Below are 16,305 nucleotides of genomic sequence, written 5' to 3'. Positions count from 1 at the left end.
ACGGTTAGAACCGTCCTTACCACTCACGAGTCACTCGCCAACGAGACCGGAGAACCGGCCCAGCGTCTCCTCGCGCCCCAGCGCCTGGGTGATCGCGTGCAGGTCCGGGCTCCGGGTCGAGCCCGTGATCGCGATCCGGATGATCTGCGAGGCCTCGCGAATGGAGCCCGGGAAGCCTTCGGGGTTCTTCTTGAACTCCTTGGCGTTCTTCGCGAAACCGTGCTTCGCCGCGACCTCGCGGATCTGCTGGAACCATTCCTGACCATCGTCGAGCTGCTGGTAGTTCTCGACGAAGTCCCGTGCCACGGCCCGGACGACCTCGGAGTCGACGCAGAGGGCGGCGATCCGCTCGTCGTCAGCGCTCGCGACGGCGGCATGCAGCTGCGGGAAGAAGAAGCCGTAGACGGCGCGGAACTCGCTCCACTTCTTCAGGTCCTTGCGCGGGTTCTCGGCGCCGTCACGCTCGACGGCGAGCGCGCGGAGCGCGAGGTCCGGCTCGGCGTCGAGGACGGCCCGTAGCTCGGGGTCGAACCGCTCCGCCCAGCCGCGGACCTCTTCGAGGATCTCGGCGCCGGTCAGCGTGGCGATGTGGTCGGCCGAGATGTCGTCGAGTTTGACCAGGTCGACGAGCGGGCCGGCGACACCGCATTCGTCGAGGTTGATCGGCTCGGCCAGTGCCTGGTCGAGCGGCATCTCGGCGAGACGGCCGTTGGCGAGGCCACGCAGGTAGTAGAGGACGGCCTTGGTGGGGTAGCCGGACTCGATGTAGAAGTCGACGCTCGCTTCCGGGTCCTTGCGCTTCGACAGCTTGCGCTTGCTGCCGCCCTCCTGCTTCATCAGCGGCGCGATGTGCGCGTACGTGATCGGCTCGAAGCCGAGCGCGTCGAACAACTGCTGGTGCACCGGCACCGACGAGATCCACTCGTCGCCGCGGATGACCAGGTTGACGCGCATGAGGTGGTCGTCGACGGCGTGCGCGAAGTGGTAGGTCGGCAGCCGGGGGCTCTGGTCGGAGCTCTTGAGGATGACGACGTCGTTGCGGTTGGCCTCGGCCTCCAGCGGGCCGCGGATGGCGTCGGTGAAGCGGGCGCGGGCGCCGGTGTCGTCGGGCGCGCGGAAGCGCACGACGTACGGGTCTCCGGCGTCGAGCTTGGCCTGGACGTCGGCGGGGTCGGCGTCGCGCCAGATGGCCCACGAGCCGTAGTAGCCGGTCGGCAGCTTCGTCGCCTGCTGCCGGGCGGTGATCGCCGCCAGTTCGTCCTTGGTGGCGAAGTCGAGGTACGCGCGGCCGGCGCGGAGCAGGTGTCGGACGTAGGTCAGGTAGATCTGCTCGCGCTCGGACTGCTGGTACGGACCGTAGTCGCCGCCGCGGTGGATGTCCTCGTCGGCGACGAGGTCGAAGTAGGCGAACCCGCGCTCGAACTGGTCGATGGCGCCTTCGACCTCGCGGGACCGGTCGGTGTCCTCGACCCGGACGAGGTAGCGGCCGCCGCTGCGGCGGGCGACGTCCTGGTCGATGGTGGCGACGTAGACGCCGCCGATGTGGACGAAGCCGGTCGGCGAGGGGCCGAAACGGGTGACCAGGGCACCCTCGGGGAGCGCGCGGGCGGGATAACGCTGTTCCCAGTGCTCGGGCTCGGGCAGGTCGGCGGGGAAGAGGGCGTCGATGACTGCTCGGTCCAGCATGGCGGTTCAGATCTCCCGGCGTCGTGGTGCATGGCGGTTTTCGCCACCGAAGAGCCTAACCGCCCGGCCTTCCGGCCTGGTGAGGGTGGTCCCGAAGCCGGATCGAGACGTGCTTTTTCGTCGGTGCACCCCGGTAAAATAGGCCTTGCCGGACATTCGGGGAGGAAATCGGTGACCACCGATAGCTCGCTTCGTGAAGAACCCCAGCTCACCATCCGACCAAAGCCCTCGGCGTTCTTTCTGCGCCGTCGTTTTCTCCGCACTTTCGGGCCCGCGCTGGTACTGGCCGTCAGCGGCCTGATCGTCCTGCTCGTGAGCGGCACCGTCGTGGTGCCGTTCCAGCAGACGCTGGTCCTGCGCGGCAAGATGGGCTCCAAATCGGATCTCTTCGAGGACGCGAACGTCCAGGAAATCCTGATGCGTCACCACATCCGGGTCCACGTGACCAGGACGGGATCGCGGGACATCGCCACGCACGACCTCAGCCAGTACGACTTCGTGTTCCTGTCGGGCGAGCCCGCCGCGAGCCTCGTCCGGCGGTCCAGGGCCAACGAGTGGACGGGCAGCGCACGGCAGCCGTTCACCAGCCCGATCGTCCTCGCAACGTACCGTCGTTACGCGGAAACGCTGCTGGGCAAAGGGATCGCGGCGAAGCCGCCAGGTCAGGACCTCTATTACACGCTGGACACCGACAAGTTCATCCAGGTGATGAAGCGGGGTGAGACCTGGGATTCGCTGGGCGTCCGGGACCACGGCGCCGCGAACGGCAACCGGGTGCTGGCGCAGACCTCGAACATCTGTGACTCGAATTCGGGCGCGACGTACCTGATCTTGCTGGCGTTCCTGGAGAACGGCCGTCAGGTCCCGGTCGTCGACCCGCGGCCGGCCGGGCCGCCGAACCTTTCGAACGCGAAGGAGCTGGCCGCCCGGGTCAAACCCCTCGTGGCGGCGCAAGGCTTCCCGTCGGCGGATCTGTCGGAGTCCTACGCGAACCTGGCCGAGGGCGACAAGCCGATCGTCGTCATCTACGAGCACCAGTACCTCGCCATGCAGCTGCGGGCCAAGGCGCAGAGCGGGCAGCCGGACCACGACCGGGTGCTGCTGTACCCGAAGGACAACATCCTGACGAAACCGCAGTTCCTCGCCCTGAAGCCGGAAGCGGAGCGGCTGGGCGAACTGATCACCTTCGATCCCGATCTGCAGCGCCGCGCGATGGAGCTCGGCTTCGGCGTCGCGACCCCCGTGGGCAGCACGAAGAGCGCGCGGCTGTACGACTTCCTGCGCGGACAGGGGCTGCCGACCGCGGAGATCGCGGACAACGACAGCACCACGCCGCTGCCGGACAACCTGGTGCTGGAAGAGATGATCAAGACGGTCGGGGACTGCCCGTGAAGCGGCTGCTCGCGGTCCTGTGCTGCCTGCTCCTGGTGGTCGCCGCCTGTACGAGCGGCGGCCAGAAGGTGAAACTGCGCGTGCTGGCCAGTTCCGAACTGGCCGACCTCGGCCCGATTCTCGACGACCTTCGCGGGGAAACGGGAATCGAACTGGAAATGGATTTCCGGGGAACCGTCGACGCGAGCACTTCCCTCACACCGGGGAAGGCGACGCACGATCTCGCCTGGCTTTCCACCGACCGGTATTTCCAGCTCAAGTACCGGCAATCGGGCGACAAGGGGGAACGGCCGCTCGCGACCAAGACCATGGTGTCGCCGGTCATCGTCGGGATCACCCCGGCGAAGGCGGCGGAACTGCGCCGCGGCAAACCGGACGGCAAGCTCTCGTGGGCGGATCTGGCGGACGCGGCCGCGGGCGGCGGCTTCCGGTTCGCGATGGCGGATCCGGCCAAGTCGACCAGCGGGCTCACCTCGCTCGTCGGGGTGGCGACGGCCGCCGCGGGCACCGGTGCCGCGCTGCGCCTCCAGGACGTCGAATGCGACAAGCTCCAGGGCTTCCGCACCGGGCACACGCTCACGGCGGACACGTCGGCCGCGGTGGCCGAGCGGTTCGCCGAGCGCCAAGACGTGGACGCGATCATCGGGTACGAGTCCACGCTGCTCTCGCTCAACGCGAGCGGCAGGCTCAAGACGCCGCTGGAGCTGGTGTACCCGCGTGACGGCATCGTCCAGTCCGACTACCCGGTCCTGCTGCTCGACCCGGCCAAGCGGGAGGTGTACGACAAGGTCGTCTCCTGGCTCAGGAGCCCGGCGACGCAGAAGAAACTGATGGAAAGGACCCTCCGGCGGCCGATCACCGGCGACGTGGGGCTGGATCCGAGGCTGCCGGCCTCGATCGGGAACTCGCTGTACTTCCCCGACGAACAGGCCGTCGTGGACAAACTCCTCGCCGATTACGTGGCCACCGCCGGCCGCGCTCCCGGGCGGGTGATCTTCGTGCTGGACTTCTCCGGTTCGATGAAGGGACCGAGGATCGCCGCGCTCCGGGCGACCTTCGCCGGGCTGAGCGGCGGACCGGACGGCGGGTTCGACCGCTTCTACCGCGGCGAGCGGCTCACGGTCCTGCGTTTCGGCGGGAAGATACTGGGGGACAGGGAGTTCACCGTCGGCGGACCCCAGGATCTCGACGCGCTGCGGGCCTTCATCGCCGCCGACGAATTCGACGGCAGCACCGCGGTCTGGTCGGCGCTCGGAGAGGCTTACGCGAAGGCTGGCGCCCATCGCCGTGCCGAACCGGACCGGAGCGTCTCGATCGTGCTGATGACCGACGGCGAGAGCAACACCGGGCCGGGCATCGAAGAATTCCTGCGCGCGCCGAGGGATCCGGGCGTGCACACATACACCATCCGGTACGGCGAGGCCGATCCCGCCGAACTGGAGCGCGCGGCCGTGGCCACCGGTGGCCGGATGGTCGACGCGAACGCGACATCCCTGCTCAAGGCCTTCAAGGAGATCCGTGGCTGCCGATAATCTGTGGTGGGACGTCTGGGGACTGTGGCTCGCGGTCTGGGTGCTGACCGCGGTCGCCTTCCTCGTCGCGGTCGTCGTTTTCGTGCGGCACTGGCGCCGTGCGCGTTCCGACGGCGATCAGGGCATGATCCGGGGCATCGGCTTCTACCTGCACACGAAATCCGTGATGGGCCTGTATCAGTTGCATCGCTACAACGAGGCGCTGGAACAGGAGGTGGAGAAGCGGAAGAGCCGCGGCTGGCGGTTCTGGGGCTCGACCGGATTCGGCCCGCTCAAAGGGGAATCGGAGCGCACCGACACCGACGAGGAGTTCCGGCGGTACATCCGCAAGGCCGAGCCGATCACCGTGATCGGCATCGTGATGAAGGTGCTGGAGAAGCACCACGACATCATCTACGTGGATCTGGCGAAGCAGGAACTGGTCCACAATCGGGCGCTGGTGAAGGAACTCGGCTGGGCCGACGGCCCCGAGAGCACCCGGCAGCTCAAGACCCGGCTGAGGGGTGTCGAGGCGTTCGTCTCCGTGAAGGGCCTGTTCCGTAAACGCTCCCAGACCGACACCGAGACGGTTTTCGTCGCGCCGTACGGCAATCCGGACGATCCGGAGCGCAGCAGGCGGATCCGCTTCACCTGCGTCACCAGCGACCTGCGGGACACCGCGCCCGCCGGTGCGTTCCGGGCGCGGTGTCTCGGCAAGGTCGAGGACTGGGACCCCGAAACCGGTGAGCTCGTCGTTCACCCCATCGCGATCTTCAAATGATCTTCCCCGGCGTCGGCGCAGAAGCACCCGACGCCCTTCGCTATCCAGTCCCGGCCTTCCCACTCCGGGTGGCGTTCGATCATCAGCGCTTCGATCTCCGCGGCGATGGTCTCTTCGGGGAGGGACGAGTCGCGCCGCGTCCAGGTCTCGTCGCGCAGGAGTTCGAGGTACTCGCGGACGTCGGTGAGGATCCGGCGTCCGGACACTTCGCCGTGGCCGGGGACGACGGTGTCCGGCCCTGCGGCGGTCAGCCGTCGCAAGACCTCGATCCAGCGCGGTCCCGAGACGTCGGTGTCGTACGCCGGGAACCACGGGAAGATCGAGAACTGGCCCGCCTCGACCAGGTCCCCGGTGAACAGCACGCCCGCGTCGGGCACGGTCACCACCTGGTCGCCCTTGCTGTGGGCGCGTCCGGTGGCCTCCAGTCGCACCACCCGTCCGCCGAGGTCGAGTTCGTACGCGTCGTCGTAGACCACGTCCGGGGTGACCAGGGTGACGCCGTCCAGCGCCCGTGCGACCGGGGCGCCGAGCGCGCCCCTCGGGCACGCACTGCCCGACGGGCTCACCTGGGTGCCGCTGGCCGACATGCCCCCGAGCCTGCTGGTCGTGGCCTGGGTGACCGCGCAGGAGAACCCGCTGATCCGCTCGTTCGCGCGGATCGCCGTGGAAAACCACCGCTAGCCCGCACTTGCAAGTGCGTACTTCCCTCCGGAGAGCGGCTCCCCGAAAGTGAGTACAGCTTCGCTCACCATCCACAAGGGAGACCACTTCATGTCGAGACCCGCTGCCAGGTCCCGGATCCAGGTCGGCCGGACCACGGTCACCTACCTGCCTGACGGTCACGCCTGGCTCAACCCCGCCGTTTTCCTGCCGTCGAGTGTCCCGTCCGGCTGGGCGGCCCACGACGCGTTCCTCGACGAACGCGGCTGGTTCCCGGTCAGCATCGGCTCCTTCCTGATCAGCGTCGGAGACCGGGCCATCCTGGTGGACCTGGGGCTCGGCGCGGCCGAGTTCACCCTGCCCGGTGCCGCCGAGTTCCACGGCGGCGGCCTGCTCGACGCCCTGGCCGCGGAGGGCCTGGCACCCGAAGACGTCGACACCGTGATCTACACGCATCTGCACCACGACCACGTCGGCTGGACGACGAACGTTCCGCCCACACCGGACGGCGCGGGCGGGCCGGTGACCGGGCTGACCTTTCCGGCGGCGCGGCATCTCGTCAGCGAGCGCGAATGGGCGCACTGGTCCGGCACGAACGACCCGGTCGGTCCGGATCCGCTCGCGGTGCAGCGGCCGCTGGCCGAGGTGATCGGTTTCTTCGGCGACGGCGACATCATCGCGCCAGGGGTGCGGATACTCGCCACGCCGGGACACACGCCCGGCCACAGCAGCCTCGTGATCACCGATCCGGCCGAGGAGGATCCCCGCCGCGTCGTCGTGCTCGGCGACGTCATGCACTGCCAGGTGCAGATCACCGAAAGCCACTGGACGTTCGCGTTCGACGTCGATCCAGTGGAGGGCGTCGCCACCCGCGAGCACCTGCTGAAGGAGATCGAGGACGACCGGACGATCCTCGCCGGCGGGCATTTCGCCGGACAGGTGTTCGGCCGGGTCCTGCCGCCCGCGATGCGCCGGATCTGGGCCGCCGGCCCGGCCACCGGATAACGTCGCGGCATGCCGGAACCACCACGCCGCCGTCCCCGTCCAGGCACCCCAGGCCAGGTTCTGGCCTGGTTGCCGGACGGGCGGCCCGCCGACGTGTACAGCGCGCCGTGCCCCTCCCGACAGGTGCTGGACCGCATCGCGGACAAATGGACCGTGCTCATCGTCGGCTGCCTCTCCATGGGGACCAAGCGCTACAGCGAACTGCGCGCCGCGATCGACGGGGTCAGCGAGAAGATGCTCACGCAGACCCTGCGCGGCCTCGAACGCGACGGGTTGGTCACGCGCACCGTGCATCCGACGGTGCCGCCCAAGGTCGAGTACACGTTGACCGAGCTCGGCCGCACTCTCACCGCGCCGTTGGCGGTGATCCGGGACTGGGCCGAATCCCATATCAACGAGATCAACGACGCCAGGACGCGGTACGACGCCGAGGTGTAGAAACACCGGCTCCGGGGCATTCATCGGGCATGCCGGACTCATCCTCGGAACCCGACGACGCGACCGTCGACGCCGTCGGAAAGCTGGTCTTCGCCCTCGAAACGGTCGAGCAGGCGCGAGGTCACCTGTACGCCTTCCATCACCTCACGGGGACAGCCGACTTCGCGCTCGGCGAGGCCGTCGAGGGCCTCCGCAAGGCCGGGCACGCCGAGTGGGCGGAGCGGATCGAGACCGAGTTGATCGGGCTCAACGTCCTGCCGGAGCGGTGGACCTTTCAGCTGATCGAGGAGTACGACGACGGTTACTACGCGGCTTTTCGGGGGATGACGCGCGACGTCGCCGACGACCTGACCGGCGGACGGCGGCACCTGCACGAAGAACGCATCAAGCGGCGACGGCGCACCGAGGGACGGCCGGGCCACGAGATGGGGCGGCCGAGCGGCTGAGCTACTTGCAGGGGTCGTGCCCCCAATTCATCAGCGAATACCGCCAGGTCGTGTTCTCGACGTCGCCGGACGGTCGCTGCGCGAGGTGCCGGTGCACGTAGCCGACCACCTTGCGCATGTGCTGTTCGTCCTTTTCGGAGAGTTCCGCCTTCTTGGTGCGCAGGATCGTGACGATCCGGCGGCCTGACTCGTGGCCGACCGACTCGCCTCCGTCCTTGTGCTGCCCCGCTCGGCGGGACTCGTCGGTCGTCAGCCACTTCTCGAGTTCCGCCGCGGTCATGTTGACCGCTTCGCCGAACTCGGTCCGGATGTCCTTGTCTTCGCTCACAGTTTCTCCAGTGCCTCGGGCTTGTGCACCGCTTCGCCGCCGCTCTTGTCACTGCGCACCAGGTATTGCGGCTCCTCCTTGGACGCGCGCACGGTGCGGCCGCCCGCCTCTGTGTCGGAGGTGATCTCCTTCAGGACTTCACCTTCGGCGTGCCCGCCGTGACTGTTCCAGCGGACCTTGTCGCCTTTGCGGAATCGCTCGGTCATCGCACTCCTTCTCGTCGTGGACGGTCCGACGCGGGCCAGACGTAGGGCAGGTCGTCGGGGACGTCCGGGAAACTCGCGCGGTAGTGCTCGGGTTGTTTGCGGACGAGCGCGGACTGGTGGCTGCGGTGGAAGTCCGTGTCGCCGAGCCAGGGTGGAAGCTCTTTCGCCTCCGCGAGCCGGTCCTGGGCGCGGATCCGGTCCAGTCCGGTGGTGCGGAGCAGATCCAGCCGCAGTGTTTCGCGGCAGGTGTCCTGGTGGCCGGTCTCGCACCAGACCTCGCAGATGTCCAAGCCGTACCGGACGAGCGCTTCCTCGTAGCCCGCCCACATCGCCGCGGCCGGATGGTGCCGCCAGCCGTACCCCGGCACCGTCAGCGCGCGCAGCACCTGGATCGTCTCGACCCGCTGCTTTCCGAGCCTCCGCTGGTCGAGGACGGAAGCGGAGGCCCGGAAGTCGGCGAACGGGAGAAAGGTCTGCACACTGGCGGCTTCCCGCGTCGTCGCGGGTTCAAACCGATCAGAAGATCGACCAGCCGGTCAGGGTGGTGAACCGGTCCAGCGCCGCGACACCCGCCACGGAGTTGCCGCGCGGGTCCAGTCCCGGGCTCCACACGCAGATCGCGCACCGGCCGGGGACGATCGCGACGATGCCGCCGCCGACCCCGCTTTTGCCGGGAAGCCCGACACGATAGGCGAATTCGCCCGCGGCGTCGTAGGTGCCGCAAGTCAGCATCACCGCGTTGACCCGCTTGGCCGCGCTCCGCTCGAGCAGCCTGGAACCGTCGTTGCGCACGCCGTGTCGGGCGAGGAATACCGCAGCGCGCGCGACGTCGCCGCAGTTCATCGCGATCGAGCACTGGCGCACGTACTGATCGAGGACGGCGGGCACCGGATGACGCATGTTCCGGTACGACGCCATGAAATACGCGAGCGCGCGGTTGCGGTCGGCGTGGGCGGCCTCCGACGCGGCCACCTCGGCGTCGATCCCGATGTCGGCGCGGCCGCTTTCCTCGCGGAGGAACCGAAGCAGTGTCTCCGCCGCGTCGCCGTGGTGCGCCAGTTCGTCGGTCACCACGAGCGCGCCGGCGTTGATGAAGGGATTGCGGGGGATCCCGTCCTCGTTCTCCAGCTGGACCAGCGAGTTGAACGGGTTGCCGGACGGCTCGCGGCCCACCCGTTCCCACACCCCGTCGCCGTGGGAGAGCGCGAGCGCCAGGGTGAAGACCTTCGACATGCTCTGGATGGAGAACGGCGTCTCCCAGTCGCCGACGCCGTGCACCCCACCGTCCACTTCGGCCACCGCCATGCCGAACCGTCCGGGTTCGACCCTGGCCAGGGCGGGGATGTAGTCCGCGACGAAGCCGCGGCCGATCTCCGGCGCGACGTCGTCGGCGATCCGGTCCAGCAGCGCTGCGAGGTCCACGGCTGTAGCGTAGAAGCGCTCCTTCGCGCGCGAAGATCGGGGTTCGCCGGCGAACTTGTCAAATCGAAAAGGGAAATTCCGGTAAAACCACCAGAGTGACGGTCCGCACACCTTAAGTCTTCCTTAGCACCGTTGGTGACCTGCCGCACACGCTCTAGCGTCTGGCAACCATGGATTCCTCGCTGCTCACCGAAAAAGGTGAAAGCTACTCAAAAGCACTGGGCAACCGCCAAGTGCAGATGATCGCCATCGGCGGCGCGATCGGCGTCGGGCTGTTCCTCGGTGCCGGTGGCAAGCTCCACCAGGTCGGGCCGTCTCTGGTCCTGTCGTACGCGCTCTGCGGTATCGCCGCGTACTTCGTGATGCGCGCTCTCGGTGAGCTCGTGCTGCACGAGCCGACTTCCGGCAGTTTCGTCACCTACGCCCGCAAGTTCATCGGGCCGTGGGCGGGTTTCGCCTCCGGCTGGATGTACTGGGTGAACTGGGCGATGACGGGTATCGCGGAGATCACCGCGGTGGCCATCTACGTGCACAAGTGGCTGCCCGACGTGCCGCAGTGGATCACCGCCCTGGTCGCGCTCGGTGTGCTGATCCTGGTGAACCTGCTTTCGGTGAAACTGTTCGGCGAGCTGGAATTCTGGTTCTCGGTGGTCAAGGTGCTGGCCATCGTGGTCTTCCTGGTCACCGCGGCCGGCCTGGTGCTCACCAGCGCCGACATCGGCGGCACCACGGCGGGCGTGCACAACCTGACCGCCCACAATGGATTCTTCCCGGCCGGCATCGGCATCGCGCTGATGACCCTGCAGGCGGTCATCTTCGCGTACTCGGCGATCGAGGTCGTCGGTATCGCCGCCGGCGAGACCAAGGATGCCCGCAAGGTGCTGCCGAAGGCCATCAACGGGGTCGTCTGGCGGATCGGCGTGTTCTACGTGGGATCCGTGCTGCTGCTGGCGATGCTCCTGCCGTGGCCCTTCTACAACGGCGGCGAGAGCCCGTTCGTCACCGTGTTCAGCAGGCTCGGGATCCCGGGCATCGGCGACGTGATGAACGCGGTCGTGCTCACCGCCGCGCTGTCCAGCTGCAACTCCGGGCTCTACTCGACCGGCCGCATCCTGCGCGCACTCGCGGACAAGGGTGAGGCGCCGAAGTTCGTCGGCCGGATGAGTGGCCGCCACGTGCCGTACGGCGGCATCCTGTTCACCTCGGGCGCGTACGTGCTGGGCGTGGTGCTCAACTACCTGGTGCCGAAGGACGCCTTCGACATCGCCATCGCGATCGCCTCGCTCGGCGTGATCACCACCTGGGCGACCCTGATCTTCTGCCAGATGCGGCTGCGTCAGGCGGCGCTGCGCGGCGAGCTGGAAAGGCCGTCCTACCGGATGCCTTGGGCGCCCTACAGCGGCTGGGCGACGCTGGGCTTCCTCGCGCTGGTGGTCGTCCTGATGGGCTTCTCCGACGGTGCCGAGAAGATCGCCTTCTACTCGATCCCGGTCCTGGTCGTGGTGCTGGCGGTCGGCTGGCGGATCGTCGGGAAACGGCAACGGCAAGAGATGCGCTGACTGATGACCCGCATTTCGTCCTCTGAATGCGTTGCCGCATTCAGAGGACGAAATGCGGTGATCAGCTGGAGGTCGGGAAGTGGAAACCGGCGGCGGAGTGCGGCCACCGCGTCGTGACGACCTTCGCCCGCGTGTAGAACCGGACGCCCGCCGGGCCGTGGATCGGGCTGTCCCCGATGAGGGAGTCCTTCCAGCCGCCGAAGGAGTAGTACGACATCGGCACCGGGATGGGCACGTTCACCCCGATCATCCCGACCTTCACCTCCCGCTGGAACCGCCGCGCCGCCTCGCCACTGCCGGTGAACACCGCGGTCCCGTTGCCGTACGGGTTCGCGTTGATCAGCGCGATCGCTTCGTCCAGCGTGGACACCCGCACGATCCCGAGCACCGGGCCGAAGATCTCGTCGCGGTAGGCGGCCATCTCGGTGGTCACATGGTCCAAAAGGGACGGTCCGACGAAGAACCCGTCCTCGTGCCCGGCGACCCGCAGCTCCCGCCCGTCGACGACCACGGTCGCGCCCTGTTCCGCGCCGAGGGTGACGGAGTCGATCACCCGTCGTCGCGCGGCCTCCGTGACCACCGGACCCATGTCGTTGCCCGCCTCGTGGCCGGGGCCGACCTTGATCTCGGCGGCCTTGCGCTCGAGGATCTCGATCAGCCCGTCACCGGCCGACCCCACGGCGACACCGATGGAGATCGCCATGCAGCGCTGCCCGGCCGAACCGAACGCGGCCGCCGTGAGATGGTTCGCGGCGTATTCCAGGTCGGCGTCGGGCAGGACGACGGCGTGGTTCTTGGCCCCGCCCAGCGCCTGCACGCGTTTGCCGGACGCCGTCGCGCGTTCGTGGACGTACTTGGCGATCGGGGTGGACCCGACGAACGACACGGCGGCGATATCGGGATGCTCCAGGATCGCGTCGACCGCGACCTTGTCCCCGTTGACCACGTTGAACACGCCGTTCGGAAGCCCCGCCTCGGCGTACAGCTCGGCGACCAGCCGGGACGCGGACGGGACCCGCTCGCTGGGCTTGAGGACGAACGTGTTGCCCGCCGCGATGGCGATCGGGTGCATCCACAGCGGCACCATGATCGGGAAGTTGAACGGCGTGATCCCGGCGACCACCCCGAGCGGCTGCCGGAAGTCGTGCACGTCCACGTCCCGCGAGACCTGGTCGGAGAATCCGCCCTTCAGCGCGTCGGCGATCCCGCAGGCGTACTCGACGATCTCGCGCCCGCGGACGATCTCGCCGCGCGCGTCGTCGATCACCTTGCCGTGCTCGGCGGAGATGATCCGGGCGAGTTCGTCCTCGTGCTTCACCAGCAGCTCGCGGAAGGCGAACATCACCTTCGTCCGCTGTGACAACGACGAATCACCCCACGACTCGAACGCCTTCCCCGCGGCGGCCACCGCGGTGTCCACATCGGACGGTTCCGCGAGAAGCACCTCCGCCCGTGCGCGTCCCGCTGCCGGGTCGTACACCGGGGAGGTCCGGGTGGAGCCCGCCGTGGTCGCGGCGCCGTTGATCCAGTGGTCGATGGTCTTCACGCGTTGTCCTCCACAGGTGTTCACAGCAGTCCGACGGCCGTGTCGACGGCCTTGGCGACGTCGCCGTCGTGCGGGTAGAGCAGGGACCGGCCGACCACGAGGCCTTGCACGGTCGGCAGCGCGAGCGCGCGTTGCCAGGCGGCGAACGCGGCGTCGGGATCCTTGACCTCGCCGCCCAGCAGGACGGCGGGCAACGTCGAGGCGGCCAGCACGCGCTCCATGTCCTTCACCACCGGGAGTTTCAGCCACGTATAGGCCGACGAGCGGCCGAGTGCGGAGGCGATCGTGATCGAGCGGATCACGGAGTCGGGGGAGAGGTCGGTGCGGAGCCGTCCGTCGACCCAGTCCGCGAGGAACGGCTCGACCATCGCGATCAGTTTCCGGTCGGCCAGGTCGTTGACCGCCTTCGCGGTGTTCTCGAGGACGCTCGGCGTCGCCGGGTCGGTCAGGCAGATCCTGGTGAGCGTCTTGCCGCCGTCGAACCGCATCCGCTCGATCGTTTCGGCGTCGTAGCAGGCGAACCGGTCGTCGATCTCGAAACTCGATCCCGCGAGTCCGGTGCGGTTCATCGAGCCGATGACGGTCTTGCCGTCGAGGGCGCCGAGGAGCAGCAGGTCGTCGAGGATGTCCGGCGTCGCCAGCACGCCGGTGACCCCGGGACGTTCCAGCGCCAGGCCGAGGCGGTCGAGCAGTTCGCCGCGGTCGGCCATCGCGAGCGGGTCGGAGCCGACTCCGTTCGCGCCGCGAGCCGGATGGTCCGCGGCGATGATCATCGTGCGGCCCTTGTCGTTGAAGGGCGACTTCGCCCGGACGCGGGTCGCGGCGGCCACCGCGACGGCCCCCGGATCGCGCACCCGCGCGGTGACGATCCGGCGCACTGTGTCCGACAACTTCGTACCTCCCGGCTCGCGTGGTCCTGCGACCATCGCAAGCGGCGTGAGACTTTGTCAAGACATATGGACATAAGGTCATAGTGGCCGGTCGCGGTAGGCTCCGCGCATGAAACCCTGGGCGCCCGGCGAGATCGTGGTGGATCCGAACGGTCCGGAGCCGCTGTATTCGCAGGTCGCCCGGCAGATCGGCGCCGCCATCGAAGACGGCAGGCTGCCGAACGGCGCCAGGCTCGACAACGAGCTCGATCTGGCCGCGCGTCTGCACCTGTCGCGGCCGACCATCCGCCAGGCGATCCAGTCACTGGTCAACCAGGGGTTGCTCGTCCGCAAACGCGGTGTCGGCACGCAGGTCGTGCGCACCAAGGTCGCGCGGCCGCTCCGGCTGAGCAGCCTCTTCGACGACCTCAGCGAACTCGGCGACAAGCCGGAGTCCGTCGTCCTCGTCAACCGGATCGAACCCGCGGGCGACGACGCGATCGAGCATCTCGAGACACCGGGCCTGACCCACGTCCGGCGGCTGAAGCGGGTGCGTTCGACGGGCGGCGAGCCGCTGGCGATCATGAACAACTACCTGCCCGACGGCCTGATCGCCCCGGCCGACGACGAACTGCGGGACAAGGGCCTTTACCAGCTACTGCGCTCGGCCGGTGTCCGTCTGCACGCCGCCCAGCAGAACGTGGGGGCCCGGCAGGCGACCGAGGAGGACGCCGAACTGCTGGACGAGGAGCCGGGCGCGGCCCTGCTCACCATGCGCCGCACCACTTACGACGACTCGGGCAAGGTCGTGGAGTACGGATGGCACGTCTACCGCGCGTCGCGCTACTCGTTCAACCTCTCACTGACCAACAACGTCTGACGGTTCGCGTTCCAGGTCGGTCTCCAAGGCCGCGTACACCGAAGGACGGAACCGCCGCAGCCAGCCGGCGAGCGCGAGCCCGGCCAGCGCGACCACCAGGAGCAGCCACGGCAGGTGCGGGACGACGCCGTTGCTCGAGCCGACGAGTGTCGGGAAGTTGAGGATCGCCAGCGTCACGATCAGCCCGAGCCCCACCGCGCCCAGCCCGGGGGCGATCAGCGTCTTCGCGACCCGGTGATCCCGCGTCCGGCGGAAGTAGACCAGAATCGCCACCGCCGCGAACAACTGCAGAGTGAGGATCCCGAGCGTGCCGAAGCCGGTCATGCTCGCGGTGAGATCGGCGACCGGGTCGAGCCCGGCGAGCCGGAACGCCAGCGCCACCAACGAACCGAAGACCAACTGGGCGATCGAGGCGTAGCGCGGCGCGCCGTTGCGCGGGCTGGTCTTGCCCAGCAGCCGTGGCAGCACGCCGACCCGGCCCAGCGCGTACAGATAGCGGGTGGCCGAATTGTGCAGCGCCAGCAGCGCCGCGAACAGGCTGACCACCAGAAGCAGCAACATCACCTTCGTCAACGGGCCGCCGAGATACTCCTGCGCGACCGACAGCACGAGGTCCCCGCTCGACAGGTGTGCGGCGGCCACGTCCTGCGCCTGCTCGGCGCCGATCGCGCTGACCACGGCCCAGGTCGTGAACGCGGCGAACACCCCGATGAACCCGATCGCGATGTAGGTCGCCCGGGGGATCGTCCGCTGGGGATCCTTGGCCTCCTCGCCGAACAGCGCCGTCGCCTCGAACCCGATGAAAGCGTTGGCGGCGAACAACAACGCCAGACCGCCCGCCCCCTGGAACACCACGGACGGGCTGAACGCGGCGAACGAGAAGCCGTGCCGGAACAGCACGCTGAAGTCCATGATCAGCAGGATCGACACTTCGAGGATCAGCGAGACACCCAGCACTTTCGCACTGACCGCGATTCCCCGGCGGCTGAGCAAGAGGACCAGCACGACCGAAAGCGCGCTCCAGAACAGCCAATCGAGTTTCAGGCCGAAGACGTCGTCGATCGCCGTGGAGGTGAAGAACCCGCTCGTGCCGATCGCGCCCGCGACGAAACAGTTGTAGCCGAGCATCGCGACGAACCCGGCGACGAGACCCGGCGTCCTGCCCAGCCCCTTGACCACGAAGGCGTAGAAGCCGCCCGCGCTGGTGAGCACCCGCGACATCTGCGCGTAACCGACGGCGAACAGCAGCAGAACGACTGTCGCCAGCAGGAACGCCGCGACCATGCCGCCGCCGTTCCCGACCGCGATGCCGATGGCCGCGATCACGATCATCCCGGTCAAGGGCGCGACCGCGGCGAGCACGAGGAAGACGATGCCCGGCACGCCCAGTACGTTCTTGGCGAGCGACGTGTCGTCTCGGCTCATGCGGTGCTCCTCGTCTCGGCTGGACGGGCCAGTATGGGAGCGGTGGGGGCGCCGGGCTTTGCCTTTGCGTGCGCGGCGCTTGTTCGTCAGCGCCTGGCCTGCCGGCTGTCGGTGGCGGGGCGTCGTGTCTCTAGAACCCCTTCGGCCCTGG

The 16,305-nt window shown here is 68.4% G+C and carries 16 protein-coding genes and 1 pseudogene; 8 read left to right on the top strand and 9 right to left on the bottom strand.

From position 1 onward, the window contains the following. Positions 1-30: 30 nt before the first annotated feature. Entirely contained in the window at positions 31-1,686 is a 1,656-nt protein-coding gene (locus AC0685_RS36270) for a glutamate--tRNA ligase (protein ID WP_478229602.1), read from the bottom strand. A gap of 171 nt (positions 1,687-1,857) precedes the next feature. Between AC0685_RS36270 and AC0685_RS36265 the strand changes: the two genes are divergently transcribed. Genes AC0685_RS36265 through AC0685_RS36255 form a run of 3 tightly spaced genes read left to right on the top strand, consistent with a single transcriptional unit; the run spans position 1,858 to position 5,370 of the window. After that, on the top strand, positions 1,858-3,078 hold the full coding sequence (locus AC0685_RS36265; protein WP_478229601.1) for a hypothetical protein: 1,221 nt from the start codon (positions 1,858-1,860) through the stop codon (positions 3,076-3,078). Then, positions 3,075-4,610: a vWA domain-containing protein gene (locus AC0685_RS36260; RefSeq protein WP_478229600.1), complete on the top strand. Its 1,536-nt coding sequence runs from the start codon at positions 3,075-3,077 to the stop codon at positions 4,608-4,610. The genes AC0685_RS36265 and AC0685_RS36260 overlap by 4 nt, the downstream gene beginning before the upstream one ends. Next, positions 4,597-5,370 (top strand): hypothetical protein, encoded by a 774-nt coding sequence (locus AC0685_RS36255; protein WP_478229599.1) that lies wholly within the window; start codon positions 4,597-4,599, stop codon positions 5,368-5,370. Before AC0685_RS36260 ends, AC0685_RS36255 begins: the two co-directional genes overlap by 14 nt. Here AC0685_RS36255 and AC0685_RS36250 read toward each other — a convergent pair. Continuing rightward, positions 5,346-5,900, bottom strand: a pseudogene (locus AC0685_RS36250) (MBL fold metallo-hydrolase); the annotation flags it as partial. The gene AC0685_RS36255 and the pseudogene AC0685_RS36250 sit on opposite strands and share 25 nt — an antisense overlap. A 241-nt stretch (positions 5,901-6,141) precedes the next feature. Here AC0685_RS36250 and AC0685_RS36245 point away from each other — a divergent pair. Genes AC0685_RS36245 through AC0685_RS36235 form a run of 3 tightly spaced genes read left to right on the top strand, consistent with a single transcriptional unit; the run spans position 6,142 to position 7,919 of the window. Then, positions 6,142-7,035, top strand: coding sequence for an MBL fold metallo-hydrolase (locus tag AC0685_RS36245; protein ID WP_478229598.1), 894 nt, complete (start codon positions 6,142-6,144; stop codon positions 7,033-7,035). 9 nt (positions 7,036-7,044) lie between these two features. After that, positions 7,045-7,473, top strand: a complete 429-nt coding sequence (locus AC0685_RS36240; RefSeq protein ID WP_478229597.1) for a winged helix-turn-helix transcriptional regulator — start codon at positions 7,045-7,047, stop codon at positions 7,471-7,473. A gap of 29 nt (positions 7,474-7,502) precedes the next feature. After that, positions 7,503-7,919 carry a hypothetical protein gene (locus AC0685_RS36235; protein WP_478229596.1) on the top strand — a complete coding sequence of 139 codons (417 nt, stop codon included), beginning with the start codon at positions 7,503-7,505 and terminating at the stop codon, positions 7,917-7,919. Position 7,920: 1 nt separating this feature from the next. Here AC0685_RS36235 and AC0685_RS36230 read toward each other — a convergent pair whose 3' ends face one another. Genes AC0685_RS36230 through AC0685_RS36215 form a run of 4 tightly spaced genes read right to left on the bottom strand, consistent with a single transcriptional unit; the run spans position 7,921 to position 9,875 of the window. Then, entirely contained in the window at positions 7,921-8,247 is a 327-nt protein-coding gene (locus AC0685_RS36230) for a DUF3140 domain-containing protein (protein WP_478229595.1), read from the bottom strand. Further along, entirely contained in the window at positions 8,244-8,453 is a 210-nt protein-coding gene (locus AC0685_RS36225; protein WP_340688244.1) for a hypervirulence associated TUDOR domain-containing protein, read from the bottom strand. The genes AC0685_RS36230 and AC0685_RS36225 overlap by 4 nt, the downstream gene beginning before the upstream one ends. Beyond that, positions 8,450-8,932, bottom strand: a complete 483-nt coding sequence (locus AC0685_RS36220) for an MSMEG_6728 family protein (RefSeq protein ID WP_478229594.1) — start codon at positions 8,930-8,932, stop codon at positions 8,450-8,452. Before AC0685_RS36220 ends, AC0685_RS36225 begins: the two co-directional genes overlap by 4 nt. A gap of 37 nt (positions 8,933-8,969) precedes the next feature. After that, entirely contained in the window at positions 8,970-9,875 is a 906-nt protein-coding gene (locus tag AC0685_RS36215) for a glutaminase (protein WP_478229593.1), read from the bottom strand. Between the two features lie 170 nt (positions 9,876-10,045). Here AC0685_RS36215 and AC0685_RS36210 point away from each other — a divergent pair, with 170 nt between their 5' ends. Continuing rightward, on the top strand, positions 10,046-11,434 hold the full coding sequence (locus tag AC0685_RS36210; RefSeq protein ID WP_478229592.1) for an amino acid permease: 1,389 nt from the start codon (positions 10,046-10,048) through the stop codon (positions 11,432-11,434). 61 nt (positions 11,435-11,495) lie between these two features. Here AC0685_RS36210 and AC0685_RS36205 read toward each other — a convergent pair whose 3' ends face one another. Together AC0685_RS36205 and AC0685_RS36200 are read right to left on the bottom strand one after the other, a co-directional pair. Further along, complete coding sequence (locus AC0685_RS36205; protein WP_478229591.1) at positions 11,496-12,980, bottom strand: CoA-acylating methylmalonate-semialdehyde dehydrogenase; 1,485 nt, start codon at positions 12,978-12,980, stop codon at positions 11,496-11,498. Positions 12,981-13,000: 20 nt separating this feature from the next. Further along, positions 13,001-13,870 carry a Cgl0159 family (beta/alpha)8-fold protein gene (locus tag AC0685_RS36200; RefSeq protein WP_478229590.1) on the bottom strand — a complete coding sequence of 290 codons (870 nt, stop codon included), beginning with the start codon at positions 13,868-13,870 and terminating at the stop codon, positions 13,001-13,003. Positions 13,871-13,979: 109 nt separating this feature from the next. Here AC0685_RS36200 and AC0685_RS36195 point away from each other — a divergent pair, with 109 nt between their 5' ends. Then, entirely contained in the window at positions 13,980-14,729 is a 750-nt protein-coding gene (locus AC0685_RS36195; protein ID WP_478229589.1) for a GntR family transcriptional regulator, read from the top strand. Here AC0685_RS36195 and AC0685_RS36190 read toward each other — a convergent pair. Beyond that, on the bottom strand, positions 14,709-16,154 hold the full coding sequence (locus AC0685_RS36190; protein WP_478229588.1) for an APC family permease: 1,446 nt from the start codon (positions 16,152-16,154) through the stop codon (positions 14,709-14,711). The genes AC0685_RS36195 and AC0685_RS36190 overlap by 21 nt on opposite strands. Positions 16,155-16,305: the final 151 nt, after the last annotated feature.

Source organism: Amycolatopsis sp. NPDC043889 (genome assembly GCF_056435645.1).
This window is presented reverse-complemented; position numbering and strand designations above follow the sequence as displayed.